Genomic DNA, 20,021 nt, shown 5'->3' on the forward strand with positions numbered 1-20,021 from the left:
TACGATTGACGCACATATCTCAATGATTCGCTCAAGTTGCAGTTGTGTTCACACAACGCACTATGCGCGACCTGACGCGCCGATGACATCGAGGTCTATCAGGTGCAGTCGAAGGACACCTTGTACGGCATTGCTGAGCGCTACCTGATCCGCTCCGGCAACTGGAAGGTGCTGCAGCGGGTGGACCGGGTTGCTCAGCCGCGGAGCCCGCGGGCCTTTGCGGCGTTGTACATAGCGGGCCAACTGCTCAAGCGCACACCGTTGACCGTCCGCGTGCTGACCGTGACCGGCGTGGCCAATCGATATGAAGGCGGCAGTTATAATGAGCGCCCCGTGCGCAAGATGCCGGGCATGCGCATCGAAGATGCCATCGCCCGCGCGCCGCGCTGAAGAACAACCCACAGCCTCGTATTCATGCACCCGAACCGATTTGTTACAGGGGTCGCCACAGCCGCGATTATTCTTTCACCTACGCTAGTGCTGACAATGCAAGGGGGAACCGGTTACTGCTATTTCACTTTACTCGTGTTAGCGCTAGGTTGGGCAGCTCGTCCGTCCAACTGGGAACATTGCCGATCGATATGGCGCGAGTACCGAATTTATCTCATTAGCATGCTGGCATTGCCGGCTGCCGTCTTATTTCAAGTACTCGTACTGCAGACCGCCAAGCTATCGGCATTTGATTCTATACTACGGTTTGGGTTGATTGTCCCTAGCTTCTTCCTGCTCGCCTCACTGCCATCCGCCCAACTCCGCTTGGTACAATGGGGCTTCGTTGCCGGAGCCATCGCAACCGGCGCCTGGGCACTTCATGAGGTGCTGCACACCGGCTCTTGGTCCACGCCCGGACGCATCGGCAATGCGTTCATGAACCCCATCCCTTTTGGCGGAACGGCCCTGCTGCTTGGCTTTCTTGCCTTTGCATCACTTAAACGTGATCGGAGAATCTGGCTAGGCGAATGGGCATTTAAAGTCATTGCACTGCTCTGTGGATGCTACGTCTCGTATCTATCCGGCGCACGCGGCGGTTGGATAGCCCTACCCGTGCTCGTGTGGGCTTCGATGGCCAGACGGCATTGGTTGTCCAATCGTTGGGCCGCAGCCGGACTAGTACTATTACTGATAGCAGCACTAGGCGCGCTTTCGACTACGAATATGGTTCAAGAACGCGTGAACGCGCTTGAATCTGACATACACAAACTCGTGAGAGGCGATACTGAATCGTCGACGGGCATACGTCTTCAATTATGGAAAGCATCACTAGAACTGTATGCCGAACAGCCGACCTTCGGTGTCGGAAAAGGCCGATTCAGGGAAGCCATGATGCATATCCCACAGTATCAATATTTGGCATCCGATTTACATATGTACCATGCGCACAATGAGATACTGTCGATGCTTGCCGAGGTAGGTACAGTGGGCGTTGTCTGTCTCCTATTGCTTTATGGCGGACCACTGCGATACTTTTGGAAATACCGGCGGCATTCAGACCCAACCATCACAAATGCAGCATACATGGGTCTGATCATGGTGCTGGGTACGTTCGTGTTTGGACTGACGAACGATGTTTTCGCGGTTGTGATGAATGCAGCGTTTTACGCGCTGACGACCGCTACATTGCTAGCGATCATCGCCAGCCGAAAAAGGGAGCTGGCTGAGCACTAACGCATAATATGGGTCGTATTACCCGACGTGGGAGGCGTGATTGTTGGTAGGCACACTGTGCAGCATCGCGCCGCCAGTCGGCTGATATTCGGGAACCCAGCGTCTCAGATCACGCCGCACTTCATCATCCGACAGGATCCGCTTCTGCATCAACCACGGCAACAGTTCATCAAGCAAGTTCCCCGGGACTTCACGCGCCCGGGCGATACGCAACTTCGAATGCGGCGTGCGAGTCGTCGTTTCTTTGTCAGCCAACAGCTCTTCGTACAGCTTCTCGCCCGGCCTCAAACCGGTAAAGACAATTTTTATTTGGTTATCGTTAAACCCGTATAATCGGATCAGGTCACGCGCCAAATCGGCGATACGTACCGGCTGGCCCATGTCAAGCAGGAAGATCTCCCCGCCTTGACCCATGCTCGACGCCTGCAACACCAATTGCGACGCTTCGGGAATCGTCATGAAAAAGCGGGTAATGCCCGGATGCGTGACGGTCACCGGTCCGCCACGCGCGATCTGTTCCTGAAACTTCGGTATCACGCTGCCCGCGCTGCCCAGCACGTTGCCAAAGCGCACTGTCTCAAGCTTGGTTACATGCGTGCTCTGCTGCAATACCTGGCAGACCATTTCCGCCATCCGCTTGCTAGCCCCCATTACGTTGGTTGGATTAACGGCTTTGTCGGTTGATATCAGCACGAAACGGCACACCTTGTGCCGGATCGCGGCACTGGCAACGCGATACGTGCCGAGCACGTTATTGCGTATTGCTTGCCATGCGTTAAGCTGCTCCATCAGCGGAACATGCTTGTATGCAGCGGCGTGAAAAACGATATGAGGCGCGTACCTGGCCATAACCTGATCTAACAGCAAAGAATCTTTGGCGTCGCCAATTACCGGTTTGATCGACACGTCTGGATAATGGTCGTGCAACTCTTCGCTGAGTCGGTATATCGCGTATTCGGACAAGTCAAAAGCAATCAGTTGAGCGGGACCGAAGCGCAGGATCTGCCGACACAATTCTGACCCAATTGATCCGCCAGCTCCAGTCACCATCACCACTTGGCCCTTCAATAACGCTTCGACATGTGCGGTATCGATCGACACCGGATCGCGTCCCAGCAGGTCTTCCAAATCGATTTGGCGGACTCTGGACAGCGACGACTGACCTTGAGTCAGTGCAGTCAGTTTTGGTAGAACAAAGGCTTGGACTCCTGCCCTCACGCACGCGGTCGCAATACGTCGATGCACGTCGACCGACGCAGACGGAATGGCGATGATAACGTGCCCAACCTTCAGTTCAGTGGCAAACCGCTTCAGTTCGGATATAGATCCAAGCACTGGGTAGCCGTAAAGCTCCCGCCCGTGCTTCACAGGATCATCATCCAGCAAGCCAACCAGCCGCCACTCTCCCGACCGTTTTAGCTCACGCACAATACCTGCCGCCGCATTACCAGCCCCCAATACGAAAACTGGCTTGCCCTGACCGACCAGCCCACCGTATAGATAAAATTCCTTTGTTGCACGATAGATCGCACGAGCGCCGCCCATTCCCAGAAAAAGCAACATCGGCGAAACAGCCAACACAGATCGGGGAATGATAGGAATCGGCTGGATCATCACGGACGCAATCATCACCAGCACGGCGCCGAAACAGATCGCTTTGGCGATCCGCACAAGATCCGGCAAGCTCGCGAACACCCACATGCCGCGATATAGGCCAAGCAGTCGAAACATGGCGCCATACAGTGGCAGCACCCAAACCAGTGCATGCAACGCGCCGGTGCGGAAATTGTCCGGAACCGCTCCATTAAACCGAATGATGTAGGCGCAGGCCCAGGCCAGCGCAACCGAGCATAAATCAAACGCAAAAGCACTGGTCGAAAGCCATGAGGCTTTAAGTTTGATCATTGGCGTCAAGACCTTTAGGAAAAGTAGACCTGGCTACATAGCTGCGCCAACGCCGGTCAACCCAATAACCCATCGCCACGAGCACCAGCACCCAGCTGAACACTGCCATCCACTGATAGAGAGGGGTAAACTGCAAAGCGACAATGGCAAGCATTATGCCAGCCACTATCACCCAATACCAAATTAGCGCCGTAGTCGCATGTCCCAACCCCGAACGCACCATCCGTTGATAGTAATGCTCTCTGTGGGCGTGCCAAAATCGCTCGCCACGCCACAACCGCTTCAGCAGCGTCACAGAAGCATCGCCAATGAAGGGTGCGAATGTCAGCGCCGGAAACCACACAGGCCAGACTCCGCCTCTCCATCCCCAATAGCCCAGCGCTCCAGCAAGAAACCCCAGCGGGATCGATCCGGCATCGCCAAGGAAGACCCGGGCCGGATGGAAATTGAAAAGCAGAAAACCGGCTGCAGCACCGGAGATCACTGCACTCGCGACAGCAAGTTGCACGTCCGGATGGTTGACGGAAAGCGCTGCGTATGCATAGCCGCCAAATCCAAATAACGCCATACCTCCCGCTAGACCATCTGCACCGTCCATAAAGTTGTAGAGATTGATTAGCCACAACAGCAAGAATGCGATGAGCGCCAGCTCCCACCAGGGGACAGGCGTCCGATAGGCAAGCACTAACGACACCACCGCAACCAGATGACCAGTAAAACGCATCCGAGCAGGTAAGCCGCGCCGGTCATCAATCTGTGACAGCGCCGCCAGCAAACCGGCCGCTGCGGCCGGCATCCACAGCTCTGGTGCGCTCACCCAGATAAGTACCACCACGACAGGAACGATACCCCATCCCCCGACGCGTGGCGTTGGCCGTATATGTAGCGAGCGGTCGTTCGGCACGTCTGTGGCAAGACGCCACGCAAGGCCGGTTTGGAGCAGGTAAGCCAAGATGGCAGTAACAGCGACCAGCCCGGCCACGGCGAGCAGCACACACGCCTCTAAAGGGGGGAGATTCAAAACTTGCACAGGAGACATTCGTTTCAGTGGGCTGCTCGATACCATATAGCGGTTTTCAGCAAACCTTCTTCAATGGAGTATGGAACACGCCATCCTAAAACTTTGCTGATATGCGATATATCGAGTCGCAAGTCGTTGACTAGACGCTCAACCGCTTCTGAGCGGCCAGTAAGTCGGCCCGCAATCCGCAGCATTAGCACCGGAACCGGAATAAGCCGCGCGGGTACATTCAACTGCCGTGAAAGCATCCGCACCAATTCTGCCACCGTCAAATCCAAGCCATCGCTCACATGAAACGTTTCGCCTGCGGCAGATGGGTGGAGTGCACAACGCACCAATGCGTCTACAAGGTTATCTAAGAAGACCATGCTGCGGCGCGCGTCGACGGAACCAAGTGGCAATGGAATCCCGCGGTCAATCGCTGTCATTAATTGCAAAAAATTGGCGCGCACACCTGGTCCATACACTAGCGGCGGGCGCACAATGACAATTTCCATCCCGGTGCTGCGTCCGAACGTGGTAAGCGCCCGTTCTGCCTCCAGCTTTGACAAGCCATAGGGATCAACCGGCGCAGGAGTGACCGTTTCCTTTAACGGGCTACCGCCATCCGTTTCACCCGCTGCCTTGACGCTGCTGACGAAGACAAAGCGGCGCGCCCCTGCGGCGCGCGCCGCTTCTGCAACGCGAACTGTGCCATCGACATTCGTCGCGCGATACGCGGCAAGCGAGTCCGCAGCCTCATCGCGCATAATATGAACGCGGGCAGCGAGATGGATTACGCAGTCGCTGCGGAGGAGACGCGGCCAAATACGTTCCAGCCCCTCAAAATCGTTTCCTACACTCAACCAGTTATGTATGCCTTCGCAAGCAGACTGACCATGACGAGCCACTCCGGTGACCTGACCACCGAGCCCGAGCAACGCTTGACACAACCGCCGGCCAATGAATCCATTCGCTCCTGTGACAACGAAACCAGTCATACCCACTTCCAGCCAAAGCGGCGGTAGAATTTAAACGCTGATTGGGCAAACATGCCGATGTGCTTAACGCCTTTACGAGACGCTCCGCCGCCGTGATGCACGATGCGCACGGACGGCACGTATGCGATCCGCGCAACAGCGTGAGTACGCAGGCTCAAATCGTAATCCTCAAAGTACAAGAAATAGCGTGGATCGAAACCGCGAAGTCTCTTGAGAATGTCAGTTCGGAATAGCATGAAGCAACCACTTACGATCGGTGGATCCCAAACGACGTCGTGGTCGTTAATAACTTCTCGCATCTCATAGTTAGCAAGACGATGATCAAACCACCTTTTAAGAGATATAGGAGTAAAGCCACGCAATAGCAAATCAGTAACGGCGGGATATCGGCGGCAGAGGTACTGCTGTATACCGTTGCCACCAAAGATCAACGGCGTTATAAGACCGACATCGGCATGCTTGTCGAGGAAATCAATTGCATTCCAAAGCGCATCTTCATCAATTTCAACGTCTGGGTTCAATATCAAGTGAAAACGCGATCTTGCACCATTTATAACAAGGTTATGTCCTCGCCCATAACCTACATTACCGTGGCCAGAAAATACCAAAACTTCTGCATTGGAATTTTCAAGAGCGGATGTATAGTCTGAACCGCGTAAGTCTGTACCATTATCCACCAGTGTCAGCATAGCGTAAGGCTGACGCCCCGACACGCCCAAACCTTCCAATCGTCTCAACGCAGCACCTAGGCTCGTAAGCGTATTCCGCAGCACATGCGACGACTGACGATAGGTGACAATTGAAACGGAAATCAGCATGAAAATCCACAAAATTTAAGTTTAAATCGCCCCACGATAAACACCGCTTTTCAAGAGCATATCACAAAAATTTATATCTCAAAACACCACAGCCTTTTAAATTACCCCCATCAGGAAACAAGGCCATTATTTTTGACACAAGGCCGCACCCATAACATGAAACAAGCTTAGACAAAATTTATTGCACTATATCAACAGGCGCCGAATGGCAGGAAGCTTTGCAATAATGCTTATTGCAGAAACGAAGCTAGGCGGGCAGGAAGTCAGAAAAAATGTCATCATCCATAACTTTACTTTGTGTTTGATACCGATATGGGGATTAACGTAGACCATCGACGCGTACTTTCTCAAAATCGAATCAACTTCATGCCGATATTCGCTACGTTTTATCACTGCATTGAATGCATCGACAATAAAAATTTTACCGAATCGAGGGACTAAACAATCGCGGAAATAGAATCGCTGCTTACCCTCTTCGTCGCCAAAGGTTTCAGCAAGCTTTTGAAAGTAGAGGAAGCGGCTACGACTCATGCGGATTGTATAGGAGGTACTTTCCGAATGGATGCACCAAACATACACAGGACGATCGACGAAATAATTTGTATAACCTTTACGGAAAATGCGCAGAAATAAGTCATCATCTTCATAGCCGGTTAAGCGTGAGTCAAAGCCGCCGACCGAAAGAAACGCTTTACGACTAATAAGTGACGCTGAAGGCAAGACAAACATATCCTGCCGCAGCAGTTCAAAGATTGCGCGCTTCGGATGGACTGGATTATGCTCCTTGATCATGGCCGTGCGTACAATATTTCCGTTGCCATCGGCTTCTATTGCATCGCCATAGACAAAACCGAAGCGACGATCCTTTCTCGGAATTGCATGTACCAATACTTCGATATGGTCATGAAGATAAAAATCATCTTGATCAAGGAAACAAATATATTCAGAGCTAGCAGCTTCTACGCCAGCATTGCGCGCCGAACCCTGGCCACCGTTAGGCTTGTCAATGATACAAAAATGATATTTCTTGGATAACTCATATAGCGCCGCTTGTTCATCAACACGAGAGCCGTCATTCACAACAAAAACTTCGTTGGCCAATACGGTTTGTTCGGTAACACTCACAAGCGCACGCTCGATCCATTTCGAACCATTGTAAAACGGAATTATGACGGCGACAGTTGGAGCAACGCAGTCGTTCGGCATTTAATTTCTCCAACAAAAGGGGATTTACAAATCAATATCGTGATACAAGATTTTACGTCGAACGGAACACACTCCTCCAATAGAAAATATCGGAAGCTGTGCCCCGCCCCACCTACCACTACTCAATTATTTTACGGGCATCGGCTAACGTATTGAATCAATGAACATTTAGTCGTCCGACAGCCGCGCCCCATTTAAATATTCTGCGCAAGTGTTATAGATTGATTTATCGGAAAGCTAGATGCAAACTCGACCTGCTTAAAATTTTTATTAAAGATCATTTTTACCCGCGACACTTATCAGGCAAGCGGCACAACTTAATCCAATGATTTTTTACAGTCACATTATGTGTAAAATTCTGCGTTGCAATTTTTTGAACTGGCACGTCCCCCCCTTTACTTAGTTTCCTATTTGCTGCTCGTAAGCATTTACCACTTCCTCGACAGGGCCGAATGCACGCACATGACCGCGCTCCATCCACAAAGCCTTGTTGCAAACACGTCGGATCGCGCTATTCGCATGCATTGCAAAAACCACAATCTCTGCACGACTATGAAAATCCGCAAGACGCTGCTCCGCTTTGTGCATAAAGGAGGCATCACCGACACCCATCACTTCGTCAAGCAATAAAATTTCGGCATCTACTGCGGTCGACACCGCGAATGCAAGGCGCATACGCATCCCACTAGAATATGTACGTAATGGCAGGTCAAGGTAGTCTCCCAGTTCGCAGAATTCCGCTATCGACTGTTGTTTTGTACGGATCTCCTGATCCGACATGCCGAGCAGCAGCCCACGCAGCCGAATATTTTGCATACCAGTCGAGTTTTCGTCCATTCCAAGATTGATATCAAGTAGCGGAACGGTCTTGCCGTCGGTTACGACCTGTCCTTGGGTGGGCGCATAAATGCCCGCCATCATTCTTAACAATGTAGATTTACCCGCACCATTGTGGCCTATGAGTCCGACACGATCCCCGCTCTCGAGACGCAAATCAATATTGTCCAATGCCCGGACTACAATGACTCCGTCGTGGTTCTCGGCAATGCTGTTCCTCCTGCCTATCCGCATCAGCTTCTTTTTTAGTGAGCGACCTTGTACATCATAAATTGGAAGGTCGAGGGTAGCACCTCGGAGTTCGATATATGCCATGTTGCTTTCTTTCAAACCCAATATGGAATGCGTTTCAAGTAGCGACCACTCAAGGCCAGCGCGACGAACCAGCCTAACACAAGCATGCTGATTGCCACTCCCCATGTCGTGATACTAGGCATCTGGCCGATCAACGGTGCGCGCACGAGTTCAATCAGGTACGCGAAAGGATTTAGTTCTACAATGAATGAAAATCGACTTAACGCATTTGGACGGTAAATGATAGGTGTTACATAGAAGGCGACCTGCATAACTGCCGCGACAATCTGCGGCAAATCGCGAAACCTAGCCGATAGCAGGCTAACCACCATCGCAATCCAAAGCGCGTTGAGAATAAACAACACAAAGGCTGGAACAAAGAATGGCAACGTCGTCCAATCCTTGATTCCAAACGCAATAAGTAATAGCAAAACAATTAAAAAGTTGTGCGCAGATATTACTAAATTTCGCCAGGCAGCCTGCAATACATAAATAAGCTTTGGCGTCGATACCTGGCGGATATATTGGCCACTGCTGATGTACGCAGTACTACCGTCAACAATAGTCTGCGAAAAAGCACCCCACATAACGAGGCTAACAGCAAGAAATGGCAGATAATCCCTCATCTGTTGGCCAAATAGCGTACCGTAAACGATGCCAATTGATCCGATCATCACGCCCATGCTAATAGTCAGCCAAAATGGGCCAATCCGCGAGCGTGCGTAACGCTGTCGTACTTCTAGCCAACCAAGCAAAGTCCAAAGCCGCCATGAGGCGGCACTTTGCTTTAAATCATTAAATATAAGTTTAAACATTTTGACACTAGATTTTAAATAAATTTGGCAAATCAAGCATGCCGCAAATTATACAGTACGTTATGACTTTTTTAATGGCCCCGTCCGGCCTATCAACCCATGCCAAAGACCAACAAAGGACATCCATAGATGTTTTAGGCGTGGCCTCATAAAAAAACCATAAATCAAAAAACGGACAGGAATTTTTACAAGTTCTGTCGATTTCCAGTTACATGGTACATAGCGTCGCTTGATTAGCGCGACAGTATTGCGAGATATGTAATAATGACGCAATGGGCTATGACTTGGATAAGCACGACCGAACACGCGAACCGGCTCATCGCCTAATTTATGCGCAAGACGCAACATCGGCGCACCAAGCACCAAATAGCCTTTTAATTGTGCCCTGATGCACCATTCCAAGTCCACCAAATCGATAAAAAGGCTTTCGTCCATAGGGCCAATATTTCGCCATGCAGCGAGATTTATGCACGAACCCGAACTGATTAAATAATCGACTTCAATAGGTTGCGTACCCACCGGCGTGATGCGTTGCAGCTTCCAATATTTAAAACGTACGAAAGGGGCCACGCCACCGAACCGCATGTCTTCAAAGGCAGGGCCCATCAATGCGACCGGCGTGCCATAATTCAACTGCTTTTCGAGCAGGCACGGCAAGTCCCGAATAAGCTGGCTCGATGGTTCGCTGTCTTGGTCAAAGATAAAAGCGCTTGTACAACCCGCTTTAATTAGTACTTCTATACCTTGATTGATTGCTGTCGCGATGCCCAGGTTTGCGCCATTGGCGATATACACGACATCATCTTCTAAACCAAGGTTTGACGCACTGCTAGCCTGCTCGGTATTGTCAATGATCACGCAATGCGCTATCTCCGCAAGAGCGTTCGCACGCTGCACGCAACCTGCGTCGGGATGATAGAAAACCACGACGGCGCCAGTCAGCTCGTGCTTCGTCCTGCCATGATTCCATACGTTAGTCAATCATGCAAAGGCGTAGCGCCTCCCTCCATTCAGGCGCTCGCAATCCGAACACGCGCGCCAGTTTTTCATTTGACATCCGTGAATTAGCCGGACGCTTAGCTGATGTTGGATATTCGGACGTCGAGATCCGCTCCACCACAGGCCGCTTTTCAAGTTTTGACAATTCAAAAATTGCCGATACAAATCCATGCCACGACGTTGAGCCACCTGCACTCAAATGATATACGCCAGACCGCTGGTGCCACCAATGTTCTTGATCTTTTTCCATTAATGCCTGCGCAATGACATGTGCCGTCAGCGTCGCAATCGTATTGCTCCATGTCGGCGCTCCAAACTGATCAGCTACTACTTTCAGCTTCGACCGATCTGCACCGAGCCTTAGCATTGTCAGCAAGATGTTCTTGCCGCGTCTGCCATATACCCAACTCGTTCGAAAAATTAAATAATTCGCACCGCTCGTCGCAATTGCCTGTTCGCCAGCAAGCTTCGTGGAGCCATACACGTTCTGCGGATCAGTAGGATCGCCCTCGACATATTCCCCGTCCTTCTCGCCATTAAATACGTAATCGGTCGAATAGTGAATTAGCGGGATGCCAAGCTTCTTAGCCTCGTCAGCGAATACACCCGGCGCTTGACCATTAATAATCATTGCCAGATCAGGTTCGCTCTCGGCTTTATCAACGCTGGTGTATGCGGCCGGATTCACAATCAGCGTGGGCTGCACGCTGTGCACAATCGAGCGTATCTGCCCAAGGTCTGATAGGTCCAGCATTGATCGGTCGGCCGCTACCACTCTACCAAGGCCTTGTAGCGTACGCGTCAGTTCAAAACCGACCTGACCGTTTACACCAGTAATCAGTATCGTGCGTTGCTTGTTTTTCAAACTCATCAACGCCTCCATTAAGCAAAAACTTCCGCTTCTGCTAGGCGCCTACTCACAGCATCCTTTGCTGCAATCAGCAGCTCACCATCATACGGCCACTTGATACCAATCTGCGGGTCGCTCCAGATAATGCTGCGTTCAAACTCTGGAAACCAGTAATCAGTTGTTTTATACAAAAATTCCGCCGATTCCGACAGGGTTACAAAACCATGCGCGAAACCTGCCGGCACCCAAAGCTGTCGCTTGTTTTCGGCTGACAAATACACGCCAACCCATTTCGCAAAATTCGGTGAGCTTTTTCGAATATCCACTGCTACATCAAACACTTCGCCTTGCACGACCCGTACAAGCTTGCCCTGCGCGTGTTCGATCTGATAGTGCAGACCACGCAACACGCCCTTTGCGGAACGCGAATGATTGTCCTGCACAAACACCGCATTCGAATCGACAAGCTCAGCAAATTCACGTACGTTAAAGCTTTCAAAGAAAAAGCCTCGCGTGTCGCCAAATACCTTTGGCTCAATGATCTTTACTTCCGGTAATTCAGTCGGTATTACTTGGATGGCCATGCAACTTGGTCCGTTAAAATAGTTTGTAGATATTTTCCGTAGCCATTTTTCGTGAGCGGAGCAGCTAATTTTTGCAATTGCTCAGCGTCAATCCAACCGAGCCGATATGCAATTTCCTCTGGACATGCAACGACAAGCCCTTGCCGTTTCTGTAACGTTGCGATAAATGTCGCCGCTTCAATTAAGGAGTCGTGCGTTCCGGTGTCAAGCCATGCGTAGCCACGGCCCATGATTTCAACGTTCAAGTTGCTTTGCGCAAGATAAACAGAATTGACATCGGTGATTTCTAGTTCACCGCGCGGCGATGGCTTGATCGTCGCTGCGATGTCGCACACGCTGTTGTCATAGAAGTACAAACCTGTGACAGCATAGTTTGAGCGTGGTTTCGCCGGCTTTTCTTCGATAGAAAGCGCACGAAACTGACGATCGAATTCGACCACCCCGTAACGCTCTGGATCGTGCACGTGATACGCAAACACGGTGGCACCGTCTGCTCGCTCGTTCGCCCTCTCGAGCTGCTTGACAAGATCGTGCCCATAGAAAATGTTGTCACCGAGAATCAACGCAGAAGGAGCCTTACCGATGAACTCGCGCCCAATGACGAATGCCTGGGCTAGCCCATCCGGTGAGGGCTGAATCGCATAATGAATATTTATGCCCCATTGGTGCCCGTCACGCAACATCGCTTCGAAACGCGGCGTGTCCTCCGGCGTCGAGATCACCAGCACGTCCCGAATACCGGCCACCATCAGCGTGGAAAGCGGATAGTAAATCATCGGCTTATCGTATACTGGCAGTAGCTGCTTGGAGACGGCATGCGTGATTGGATAAAGTCGCGTGCCGGAGCCACCAGCGAGAATAATGCCCTTACGCCCACTGTGCATCATCATTGCCCTCAATTGTCACGCGCGTTGTGCATAATTTAATTCAACCCATTTGCGATACTCACCCGACTGCACATCGTTTACCCAGTCTTGATTGTCAAGGTACCATCGAACAGTCTTTTTCAGGCCGCTTTCGAATGTCTCGGCAGGCTTCCAGCCAAGGTCGCGCTCGAGCTTTCTTGCATCGATTGCATAACGGCGATCGTGGCCCGGACGATCAGTGACAAACGTGATTTGGTCGCGATACGAGCCGGCGGCCTTTGGATTAAGTTCATCCAGCAAATCGCACAGTGTGTGCACAACCTCAATGTTCTTTTTTTCGTTCCAACCACCTACATTGTAGGTCTCACCAGGTTTGCCACGCGCGAGCACCTCACAGATCGCCGCACAATGGTCGCCGACATACAACCAGTCGCGCACATTCTGCCCGTCACCGTACACCGGCAACGGCTTGCCAGCGAGCGCATTGGCAATCGTCAGTGGAATCAGTTTCTCAGGGAAATGGTACGGCCCGTAGTTATTCGAGCAGTTTGTCGTCAGCGTAGGTAGGCCATAAGTATGATGGTACGCCCTCACCAAGTGGTCAGAGCCAGCTTTAGTGGCCGAATATGGGCTGTTTGGCGCATACGGTGTCGTTTCGGAAAATGGCGGATCGCTTTCCAATAGCGAGCCAAATACCTCATCGGTGGACACATGCAAGAACCGAAATGCAGCCTTCGCATCAGCATCCAGCTTGTTCCAGTAGGTGCGAGCGGCCTCCAGCAACGTGAAAGTGCCGATCACGTTTGTCTGTACAAATTCGGCTGGCCCATGAATCGAGCGATCAACATGGCTTTCCGCGGCAAAGTGCACGACCGCACGCGGCGCATAATTTGCAAAGAGGGTACCGAGTGCTGCGCGATCGCAGATGTCCACACGCGCAAACAAATGGCGTGCGTCACCCTCAAGCGACTTCAACGTGCGTAGGTTGCCTGCGTAGGTAAGCTTATCAACGTTAAGAATAGCTTCATCTTTGCTATGCAACCAGTTGAGCACGAAATTGCTGCCGATGAACCCGGCACCACCCGTTACGAGAATCATGCAAATTCCTTACGGTTCAAAAACAGACCCGACTCGCACAAACGTTCCCGGGGACATGCACCCGGTGGCGTCAATCGGGGAACGCCGAATTATAAATGAATAGCCCTGGCAAACGGGGCCGTCATCAATTTTGTGTGTAAGGCATAACATGTGGACTAAGGAGCATGCATGCCACCACGCAAGAACAATACGACCGGCCAGGCACAAGACGGCGCTGCCGTCGATTCTAAAGGAGTTAATAGACCGTAGACGGTTCTTGACCGGCTTGATGAGCGCGGAGACGATGCAGACCGCATCCATGGCGTTCAAGAAGGTGCTGATCGAGCGCGCGCTGGGAGCCGAGTTCGGCCACCATCTGGCTACGCGCCGGCCGAGCGCCGCGCGGCCGGAATATGTGACCAAACATCGCAATGGCAAGACCCGCAAGACGGCGCTGACAAAAGACGGTCCGTTGAGGCTGGAAACCCCGAGCGATCATGGCGGCAGCTTCAAGCCAGTCCGACTTACCGTCTTTCCATCTTCGCCACAACAATGCCTTTTGTTCGGCGGATAACCCACACCGCTTTTTCTTGCTCACCTAATCTACGTTTTGGGGAACACTAGATCAGAAGGTGTTGCGATGACCAGTTAAATGCGCCAGGATACTGAGAGCGTCGTTTCAGCGTTAAGCAAACAAGTCCGAAAGCTTCCCATAAAATTGCGCCAATCGATCGCATGGGACCGCGGCATAGAGCTCGCCCAGCATAAGAAGTTTAACTTAGCAACCAACGTTCGAGTCTACTTCTGGGATCCACAAAGTCCATGGCAACGCGGGACCAACGAGAATACCAACAGCCTGCTTCGCCAGTATTTCCCGAAAGGCACTAACCTCGCAGGCTATTCGCAAGCAAATCTGAACAAGGTCGCCAAGCAGCTAAATCAACGGCCGAGAAAAACATTGGTATTCACAACGCCAGCAGATAAACTAAACGCCAGCATCGGTGTTGCATCCACCAGTTGAACCTGCGGGGCCTTGTTTTGCCCAGAGTCGTCTGTCATGCACTGTGATATAAGATTTGCTACGCGGCAATCACCTACACAGATTGCTGTAAGCTGAAATAGCTGCTTTGCCCATATGCGAAATAGCTTGAGTTGCTTCTACCATTAAATTTCTTGTCAATGCCCAACCGGTTGTGACGTCCCGCTTGCTGGCTGATGCAAGGTTTGCCGTGAGCGTCCGTCTTGCCATCCTCGTGCTTCGCCGAAACGATGAAGGATCTTGACATATTGAAATCATGCATAGCTCACTGCGCGATTGAACCCGCCGCAGCCACCGCTGCCGTTATCAACACGGCCAGCGCAACACCAATCGCCATCGGCGACGTACAAGGCTGCTGCAATGCACTGGAGCGGCTGCTCGACAAGCTCGGACCACCGACCGACACGCCGTTATGGTTCACTGGCGACTTGGTGAACCGCGGCCCCGCGTCGCTTGCAGCATTACGCCGCATCGCCGGGCTCGGCGAGCGCGCCGTTGCCGTACTTGGCAACCACGACCTGCATTTGCTGGCCATCGCAGCAGGCGTGCATCGCCCAAAGCGCGGTGACACACTTGACGACATCCTCGGCGCACCGGACGCAGCCGACCTAATCGAGTGGCTACGACATCGCCCACTGGCCCACTATGATGGGTGCAGGCTGCTCGTACACGCCGGCGTACTGCCACAGTGGGATGTCAGCACCGCGCTTGCACTTGCTCGCGAGGTTGAAACACGGCTACGCAGCACTGACTGGAAAGCATTCCTTCAGCACCTATGGGGCAACGAACCCAACACATGGCACGACAAACTGTCCGGTAATGACCGCTCGCGCGTGATCGTCAACGCGATGACACGCATGCGTTTCTGCGACGTGCACGGACGGATAGAATTCAATGCAAGCGGCAGTCCGAACAGCGCACCGGTCGGTTTCATGCCGTGGTTCAACGTGCCAGGCCGCCGCACCGCTGATGCACTGGTCGTGTTCGGCCATTGGGCAGCACTGGGCCTGCAAGTGCGCGACGACGTGATTGCGCTAGACTCAGGCTGCGTATGGGGCGACAAACTGTCTGCAGTACGGCTCGATACGGATCCCAAGAGACGGACTGTAGTACAAATCGATTGCAGCAAGCAGCGCTGATCAATGCACGCGGTCCCACGCATCCTTCATGGCATCTGCAGCGTCGGCTTGCGACATTAGAAGTCGAGCACTGACGGACCGCTTCATGTATGTAGGAGCATCGGATAGCACCTGCCGCGTCAATGGCGGTTGCACGTGCCGCTGCATCTCACGCAGTGCTTCACCGACCACATGCTGCGCATCATGCGCGGCAGTTCGTCGCTCGGTGGCTTTAAGCGCCGCACCGACGTACAAATGGACCGTTAACGGCCCGTCACGCAACAATGCGTCCAGCGATTGCCCAAGCGTAATATCACCCACATACGCGGGCGCGGTGGACTGGCACCCGTGCGCATCCTCGTACATCAGGCCAATCGGTTGGACCGGCGCGCCGGCCGACACCGCAGCTTGGAACAGGTTCGCATGAAAAGGCAGCACCTCGACGCCGTCGGACGTCGTGCCCTCCGGAAACACGCAGATCGACCGCCCGCCTTGGAGCCGCTGCGCCAGTTCGTGCATGATCCGCTTTGCATCGCTGCGCTTGTCGCGCCGTACGAACGCGGTGTCGAGCTTGGCGGCCAGCCAACCGATCACGGGCCAGTTGCGCACCTCCGCCTTGGAGACGAACGGTGTCGGCCGCCAGGCATTGATCACATAGATGTCAATCCACGAGACATGATTGCCGACCACCATCGTGCCCGCATCGATGCGACGCTCGTCATGGTGCACGACGAGCCGCACGCCAGCGAGCGCGAGAAAGCGCAGGCTCCACTGTCGCGTCAATGCCCGGCGGCCATCGTCGTCGGTGCGCGAAAAGCGCGTGGCAACCGTCCACGCGCCTTGCAGCACGTGCACGACAAGCCGCGCCTTGCGCCATGCGACTGAAAACCGGTTCACGCCTGCCGGTCTCGGCTGTCGTACGCAACGCGCCCGGCCACGATCGTGGTGCGCACTCGCGCTGGCAATTCGTATCCCAGGAACGGCGTATTGTGCCCTTGGCTTTTTAGCGCCCGTGGCTCGACATGCCAATGCGCGGCGGGATCGAACACGCACAGGTCCGCAGTGGCGCCGGGCTCGAGCCTGCCCGCCGGCAACCCGAGCAATCCAGCCGGCGCACAGGTGACCTTGGCCAGCGCGTGTGCCAACGACCGCTTCTCCTCAGTCGCCCACTTGAGCGCCAACGATAGCAGCAGTTCCAGTCCGCTCGCCCCGGGCGACGCCTCGCCGAAGGGCCGCAGTTTTTCGTCGTCGTCCACGGGCGTATGATCCGAGCAGATCGCATCGATGGTGCCGTCAGCAAGCGCCGCGCGGATCGCATCGCGGTCGCGCTGCGAGCGCAGCGGCGGATCGACGCGAAATTGAGCGTCGAAGTAGCCGATGTCCACATCGATCAAGTGAACATGATTGATCGTGACGTCGCACGTGACCGGCAGCCCTTCTCGCTTGGCTGCGCGCACCAGTTCGAGGCCCGCCGCCGACGACAAGTGTTGCAGATGAACCCGCGCACCCGTCGCACGCATCAGCTCGAAGATCGTATGCAGCGCGATCGTCTCGGCGGCCACCGGCACTCCCGGCAGCCCGAGCCGCGACGCGACCGGTCCGCTGGCGGCGATACCGCCGCGGCCCAGATACGGGTCCTGCGGCCGCAACCAGACCGTGTAGCCGAACGTGTTCGCGTATTGCAGCGCCCGCAGCAGTACCGTAGTGTTGACGATCGGTCGCTCCGCCTGCGTGAAGCCGACGCACCCCGCCTCGGTCAACTCGGCCATCTCGGTGATAACCTCACCCTTCAAGCCCACCGTCAGTGCCCCGAGCGGATACACATGGACTTGGTCCAGATTGCGAGCACGGAACTTCAACATTTCAACCAGCCCCGGCTCGTCCAGCGGCGGGTCGGTATCGGGCGGACACACGAGGCTAGTTACGCCGCCGGCCAGCGCCGCCGCCATCTCGGACTCCAGCGTCGCGCGATACTCGTACCCCGGCTCGCGCAGCCGAGCGCACAAATCGACCAGTCCCGGGGCGATCGCTAGCCCCGTGGCATCGAGGGTTTGGACATCGTGCCATGGCGCCGTAGCGGCGCCAATCGAGACAATGTGGCCATCCGCGATCCAAACATCCGCCTGTTGCTCGGTGCCCGCCACCGGGTCGATAACGCGGCCACCCTTGATATGAATCTTCATGCTCGTAGACGTGTTTTCGAATGCTTGCCGCTGCATTTACTGCGTTTCAGTCATTGTTGCCTGCGACGATGCCCATCACCGCCATACGCACCGCGATACCGAACGTGACCTGGTTTAGGATCACGGCCTGCGGGCCGTCCGCGACGCTTGATTCAATCTCGACGCCGCGGTTCATCGGTCCCGGATGCATGACGATCGCATCGGGCTTGGCGTACGCGAGCCGCTCCGACGTCAGGCCCCACGTCTTGAAGTACTCCTGCGCGGACGGCAACAGTGCGCCACTCATGCGCTCGTTCTGCAGGCGCAACATGATGATCACGTCAACGTCGCGCAAGCCCTGCTGCATGTCGTGGAAAACGCGCACGCCGAGGTGCTCCAGTCCGCCAGGCAGCAGCGTGCGGGGCCCGATCGCACGGATCTCAGGCACGCCCAGCGTGGTCAACGCATGGATATCGGAGCGCGCGACGCGCGAATGCAGGATGTCACCGACGATGGCCACCCGCAGCTGCGTGAAGTCGCGCTTGTAGTGACGAATCGTATACATATCCAGCAGCCCCTGCGTCGGGTGCGCGTGGCGACCGTCTCCGGCATTGATCACATGTACGTGCGGCGCGCAGTGCTGCGCGATCAGGTACGGCGCACCGCTTTGCGCATGCCGCACGACGAACATGTCCGCATGCATCGCCGACAGATTGTTGATCGTGTCCAGCAGCGACTCCCCCTTGCTCGTCGATGACGCATTAATGTTCAAATTCAGCACGTCCGCGGACAGCCGCTTCGCGGCAATCTCGAACGTCGTGCGCGTGCGCGTCGAATTCTCGAAGAACAGGTTGAACACCGATTTGCCGCGCAACAATGGCACCTTCTTGACGTCGCGGTCCGTCACGCTGACGAATTGGGCCGCAGTATCCAGGATATGCGTGACCACCGCGGGAGGCAGGCCTTCGATCGTCAGCAGATGTTTAAGCTCACCATGACGGTTCAATTGCGGGTGGCCGCGCAGGAAACCCGGGCGGAATGCGGCGGGTGCCGGCGCGGCGGCGCGCTGCCCCTCAGTATGCGGCGCGGCCGGACGTTGTTCTTCAGCGGGCGGCGCAGCAGCGCGCGTCGGTTCGGCGGGCTCTGGGGTGGCGGTATTCATGGATAACGCGGTTCGATCATGAACGTGGTGACAGCCGCACAGCCGTCACTGGATGAAATAAGCAATGCAACACCGGCCAACGCCGGGTACGCCCATGCGCGCGACGCCGTGTCACGCTTGCGCTTCGGTGACGAACGCCAGCGCACCGTGGCAGTCACGCCGCAGCACAAGCCTCTCGTTCACCGGCACGTCGATCACCGCGCCAACGAAGCGCGCGGCGATCGGCAATTCACGGCCGCCGCGGTCGACCAGCACGGCCAACTCAACGCACGCCGGGCGACCGTAGTCGTATAGCTCGTTGATTGCGGCACGGATCGTGCGCCCGGTGAATAGCACGTCATCCACCAGCACAATGCGCCTGCCGTCAACGCCAAACGGCAACGACGTGGGTTGCGCCTGGCTGTGCAGGCCTTTTTTCGCATAGTCGTCGCGGTGCAGCGCGACATTGACCACGCCAAATGAAGCCGCGCCCAGGTCTTGGGCAAGCCGCTCAGCAATCCACGCGCCGCCGCTATGGATTCCCGCCAGTGCGGTCGTGCCTGAGCGTATCGCATCGCCCAGCGCGGCCTGCAACGGGTCGCGCATCGCGCGATACAACTGTTCCGCGTCAATCGACGCGATGG

19 protein-coding genes and 2 pseudogenes are annotated in these 20,021 nt (G+C 54.5%); 5 read left to right on the forward strand and 16 right to left on the reverse strand.

What is annotated here, in order from left to right:
* Positions 1-102 precede the first annotated feature (102 nt).
* Entirely contained in the window at positions 103-390 is a 288-nt protein-coding gene (locus tag B0B13_RS09910; RefSeq protein ID WP_076796092.1) for a hypothetical protein, read from the forward strand.
* A gap of 222 nt (positions 391-612) precedes the next feature.
* A complete protein-coding gene (locus B0B13_RS09915) occupies positions 613-1,665 on the forward strand; it encodes an O-antigen ligase family protein (RefSeq protein WP_170872424.1) in 1,053 nt (350 codons plus the stop codon).
* Between the two features lie 18 nt (positions 1,666-1,683).
* On the opposite strand, the gene B0B13_RS09920 is transcribed toward B0B13_RS09915, so the two are convergent.
* The 12 genes from B0B13_RS09920 to rfbB all read right to left on the reverse strand — a co-directional run bounded on the left by B0B13_RS09920 (position 1,684) and on the right by rfbB (position 13,938).
* Positions 1,684-3,570: a polysaccharide biosynthesis protein gene (locus B0B13_RS09920; protein WP_076796097.1), complete on the reverse strand. Its 1,887-nt coding sequence runs from the start codon at positions 3,568-3,570 to the stop codon at positions 1,684-1,686.
* Positions 3,557-4,609 carry an MraY family glycosyltransferase gene (locus tag B0B13_RS09925; RefSeq protein ID WP_083703703.1) on the reverse strand — a complete coding sequence of 351 codons (1,053 nt, stop codon included), beginning with the start codon at positions 4,607-4,609 and terminating at the stop codon, positions 3,557-3,559. Before B0B13_RS09925 ends, B0B13_RS09920 begins: the two co-directional genes overlap by 14 nt.
* Positions 4,610-4,614: 5 nt before the next feature.
* Complete coding sequence (locus B0B13_RS09930) at positions 4,615-5,571, reverse strand: NAD-dependent epimerase/dehydratase family protein (RefSeq protein ID WP_076786198.1); 957 nt, start codon at positions 5,569-5,571, stop codon at positions 4,615-4,617.
* A complete protein-coding gene (locus B0B13_RS09935; RefSeq protein WP_076786197.1) occupies positions 5,568-6,389 on the reverse strand; it encodes a glycosyltransferase family 2 protein in 822 nt (273 codons plus the stop codon). Before B0B13_RS09935 ends, B0B13_RS09930 begins: the two co-directional genes overlap by 4 nt.
* Positions 6,390-6,575: 186 nt before the next feature.
* On the reverse strand, positions 6,576-7,595 hold the full coding sequence (locus B0B13_RS09940; protein WP_076786196.1) for a glycosyltransferase family 2 protein: 1,020 nt from the start codon (positions 7,593-7,595) through the stop codon (positions 6,576-6,578).
* Positions 7,596-7,994: 399 nt separating this feature from the next.
* Positions 7,995-8,747, reverse strand: coding sequence for an ABC transporter ATP-binding protein (locus B0B13_RS09945; RefSeq protein WP_076786195.1), 753 nt, complete (start codon positions 8,745-8,747; stop codon positions 7,995-7,997).
* 11 nt (positions 8,748-8,758) lie between these two features.
* Positions 8,759-9,541, reverse strand: coding sequence for an ABC transporter permease (locus B0B13_RS09950; protein ID WP_076786194.1), 783 nt, complete (start codon positions 9,539-9,541; stop codon positions 8,759-8,761).
* 60 nt (positions 9,542-9,601) lie between these two features.
* Entirely contained in the window at positions 9,602-10,468 is an 867-nt protein-coding gene (locus tag B0B13_RS09955) for a glycosyltransferase family 2 protein (protein ID WP_237573958.1), read from the reverse strand.
* A 46-nt stretch (positions 10,469-10,514) separates the two neighbouring features.
* Positions 10,515-11,411: a dTDP-4-dehydrorhamnose reductase gene (rfbD, locus tag B0B13_RS09960; RefSeq protein ID WP_076797260.1), complete on the reverse strand. Its 897-nt coding sequence runs from the start codon at positions 11,409-11,411 to the stop codon at positions 10,515-10,517.
* An 11-nt stretch (positions 11,412-11,422) separates the two neighbouring features.
* A complete protein-coding gene (rfbC, locus tag B0B13_RS09965) occupies positions 11,423-11,974 on the reverse strand; it encodes a dTDP-4-dehydrorhamnose 3,5-epimerase (RefSeq protein ID WP_076796102.1) in 552 nt (183 codons plus the stop codon).
* A complete protein-coding gene (gene rfbA, locus B0B13_RS09970; RefSeq protein WP_076787726.1) occupies positions 11,959-12,858 on the reverse strand; it encodes a glucose-1-phosphate thymidylyltransferase RfbA in 900 nt (299 codons plus the stop codon). The genes rfbC and rfbA overlap by 16 nt, the downstream gene beginning before the upstream one ends.
* Positions 12,859-12,876: 18 nt before the next feature.
* On the reverse strand, positions 12,877-13,938 hold the full coding sequence (gene rfbB / locus B0B13_RS09975; protein ID WP_076796104.1) for a dTDP-glucose 4,6-dehydratase: 1,062 nt from the start codon (positions 13,936-13,938) through the stop codon (positions 12,877-12,879).
* 148 nt (positions 13,939-14,086) lie between these two features.
* On the opposite strand from rfbB, the pseudogene B0B13_RS09980 reads away from it, so the two are divergent.
* The 3 genes and pseudogenes from B0B13_RS09980 to B0B13_RS09990 all read left to right on the forward strand — a co-directional run.
* Positions 14,087-14,437: pseudogene (locus tag B0B13_RS09980) on the forward strand (transposase); the annotation flags it as partial.
* A gap of 135 nt (positions 14,438-14,572) precedes the next feature.
* Positions 14,573-14,938, forward strand: a pseudogene (locus tag B0B13_RS09985) (IS30 family transposase); the annotation flags it as partial.
* A 266-nt stretch (positions 14,939-15,204) separates the two neighbouring features.
* The gene (locus B0B13_RS09990) at positions 15,205-16,095 is read left to right on the forward strand and encodes a symmetrical bis(5'-nucleosyl)-tetraphosphatase (RefSeq protein ID WP_255710775.1); all 891 of its coding nucleotides are present in this window, start codon (positions 15,205-15,207) and stop codon (positions 16,093-16,095) included.
* On the opposite strand, the gene B0B13_RS09995 is transcribed toward B0B13_RS09990, so the two are convergent.
* From B0B13_RS09995 to pyrR, 4 genes are all read right to left on the reverse strand, one after another.
* Entirely contained in the window at positions 16,096-16,971 is an 876-nt protein-coding gene (locus B0B13_RS09995; RefSeq protein ID WP_076796109.1) for a lysophospholipid acyltransferase family protein, read from the reverse strand.
* Positions 16,968-18,257, reverse strand: a complete 1,290-nt coding sequence (locus tag B0B13_RS10000; protein WP_076787721.1) for a dihydroorotase — start codon at positions 18,255-18,257, stop codon at positions 16,968-16,970. Before B0B13_RS10000 ends, B0B13_RS09995 begins: the two co-directional genes overlap by 4 nt.
* A gap of 46 nt (positions 18,258-18,303) precedes the next feature.
* On the reverse strand, positions 18,304-19,398 hold the full coding sequence (locus tag B0B13_RS10005) for an aspartate carbamoyltransferase catalytic subunit (RefSeq protein WP_076786188.1): 1,095 nt from the start codon (positions 19,396-19,398) through the stop codon (positions 18,304-18,306).
* A gap of 111 nt (positions 19,399-19,509) precedes the next feature.
* A complete protein-coding gene (gene pyrR / locus B0B13_RS10010) occupies positions 19,510-20,019 on the reverse strand; it encodes a bifunctional pyr operon transcriptional regulator/uracil phosphoribosyltransferase PyrR (RefSeq protein WP_076797261.1) in 510 nt (169 codons plus the stop codon).
* Positions 20,020-20,021 lie beyond the last annotated feature (2 nt).

The organism is Burkholderia sp. b14, from assembly GCF_900156195.1.
Taxonomy (GTDB): domain Bacteria; phylum Pseudomonadota; class Gammaproteobacteria; order Burkholderiales; family Burkholderiaceae; genus Mycetohabitans.

Excerpts from the sequence above, each read along its gene's own strand:
- B0B13_RS09930 (WP_076786198.1), bottom strand. The coding sequence starts at position 5,571 with ATGACTGGTTTCGTTGTCACAGGAGCGAATGGATTCATTGGCCGGCGG.
- rfbB (WP_076796104.1), bottom strand. The coding sequence starts at position 13,938 with ATGATTCTCGTAACGGGTGGTGCCGGGTTCATCGGCAGCAATTTCGTG.
- B0B13_RS09940 (WP_076786196.1), bottom strand. The coding sequence starts at position 7,595 with ATGCCGAACGACTGCGTTGCTCCAACTGTCGCCGTCATAATTCCGTTT.
- rfbD (WP_076797260.1), bottom strand. The coding sequence starts at position 11,411 with ATGAGTTTGAAAAACAAGCAACGCACGATACTGATTACTGGTGTAAAC.
- B0B13_RS09915 (WP_170872424.1), top strand. The coding sequence starts at position 613 with ATGCTGGCATTGCCGGCTGCCGTCTTATTTCAAGTACTCGTACTGCAG.
- B0B13_RS10000 (WP_076787721.1), bottom strand. The coding sequence starts at position 18,257 with ATGAAGATTCATATCAAGGGTGGCCGCGTTATCGACCCGGTGGCGGGC.
- B0B13_RS09950 (WP_076786194.1), bottom strand. The coding sequence starts at position 9,541 with ATGTTTAAACTTATATTTAATGATTTAAAGCAAAGTGCCGCCTCATGG.
- B0B13_RS09945 (WP_076786195.1), bottom strand. The coding sequence starts at position 8,747 with ATGGCATATATCGAACTCCGAGGTGCTACCCTCGACCTTCCAATTTAT.
- B0B13_RS09925 (WP_083703703.1), bottom strand. The coding sequence starts at position 4,609 with ATGTCTCCTGTGCAAGTTTTGAATCTCCCCCCTTTAGAGGCGTGTGTG.
- rfbC (WP_076796102.1), bottom strand. The coding sequence starts at position 11,974 with ATGGCCATCCAAGTAATACCGACTGAATTACCGGAAGTAAAGATCATT.
- B0B13_RS09935 (WP_076786197.1), bottom strand. The coding sequence starts at position 6,389 with ATGCTGATTTCCGTTTCAATTGTCACCTATCGTCAGTCGTCGCATGTG.
- B0B13_RS09920 (WP_076796097.1), bottom strand. The coding sequence starts at position 3,570 with ATGATCAAACTTAAAGCCTCATGGCTTTCGACCAGTGCTTTTGCGTTT.
- rfbA (WP_076787726.1), bottom strand. The coding sequence starts at position 12,858 with ATGCACAGTGGGCGTAAGGGCATTATTCTCGCTGGTGGCTCCGGCACG.
- B0B13_RS10005 (WP_076786188.1), bottom strand. The coding sequence starts at position 19,398 with ATGAATACCGCCACCCCAGAGCCCGCCGAACCGACGCGCGCTGCTGCG.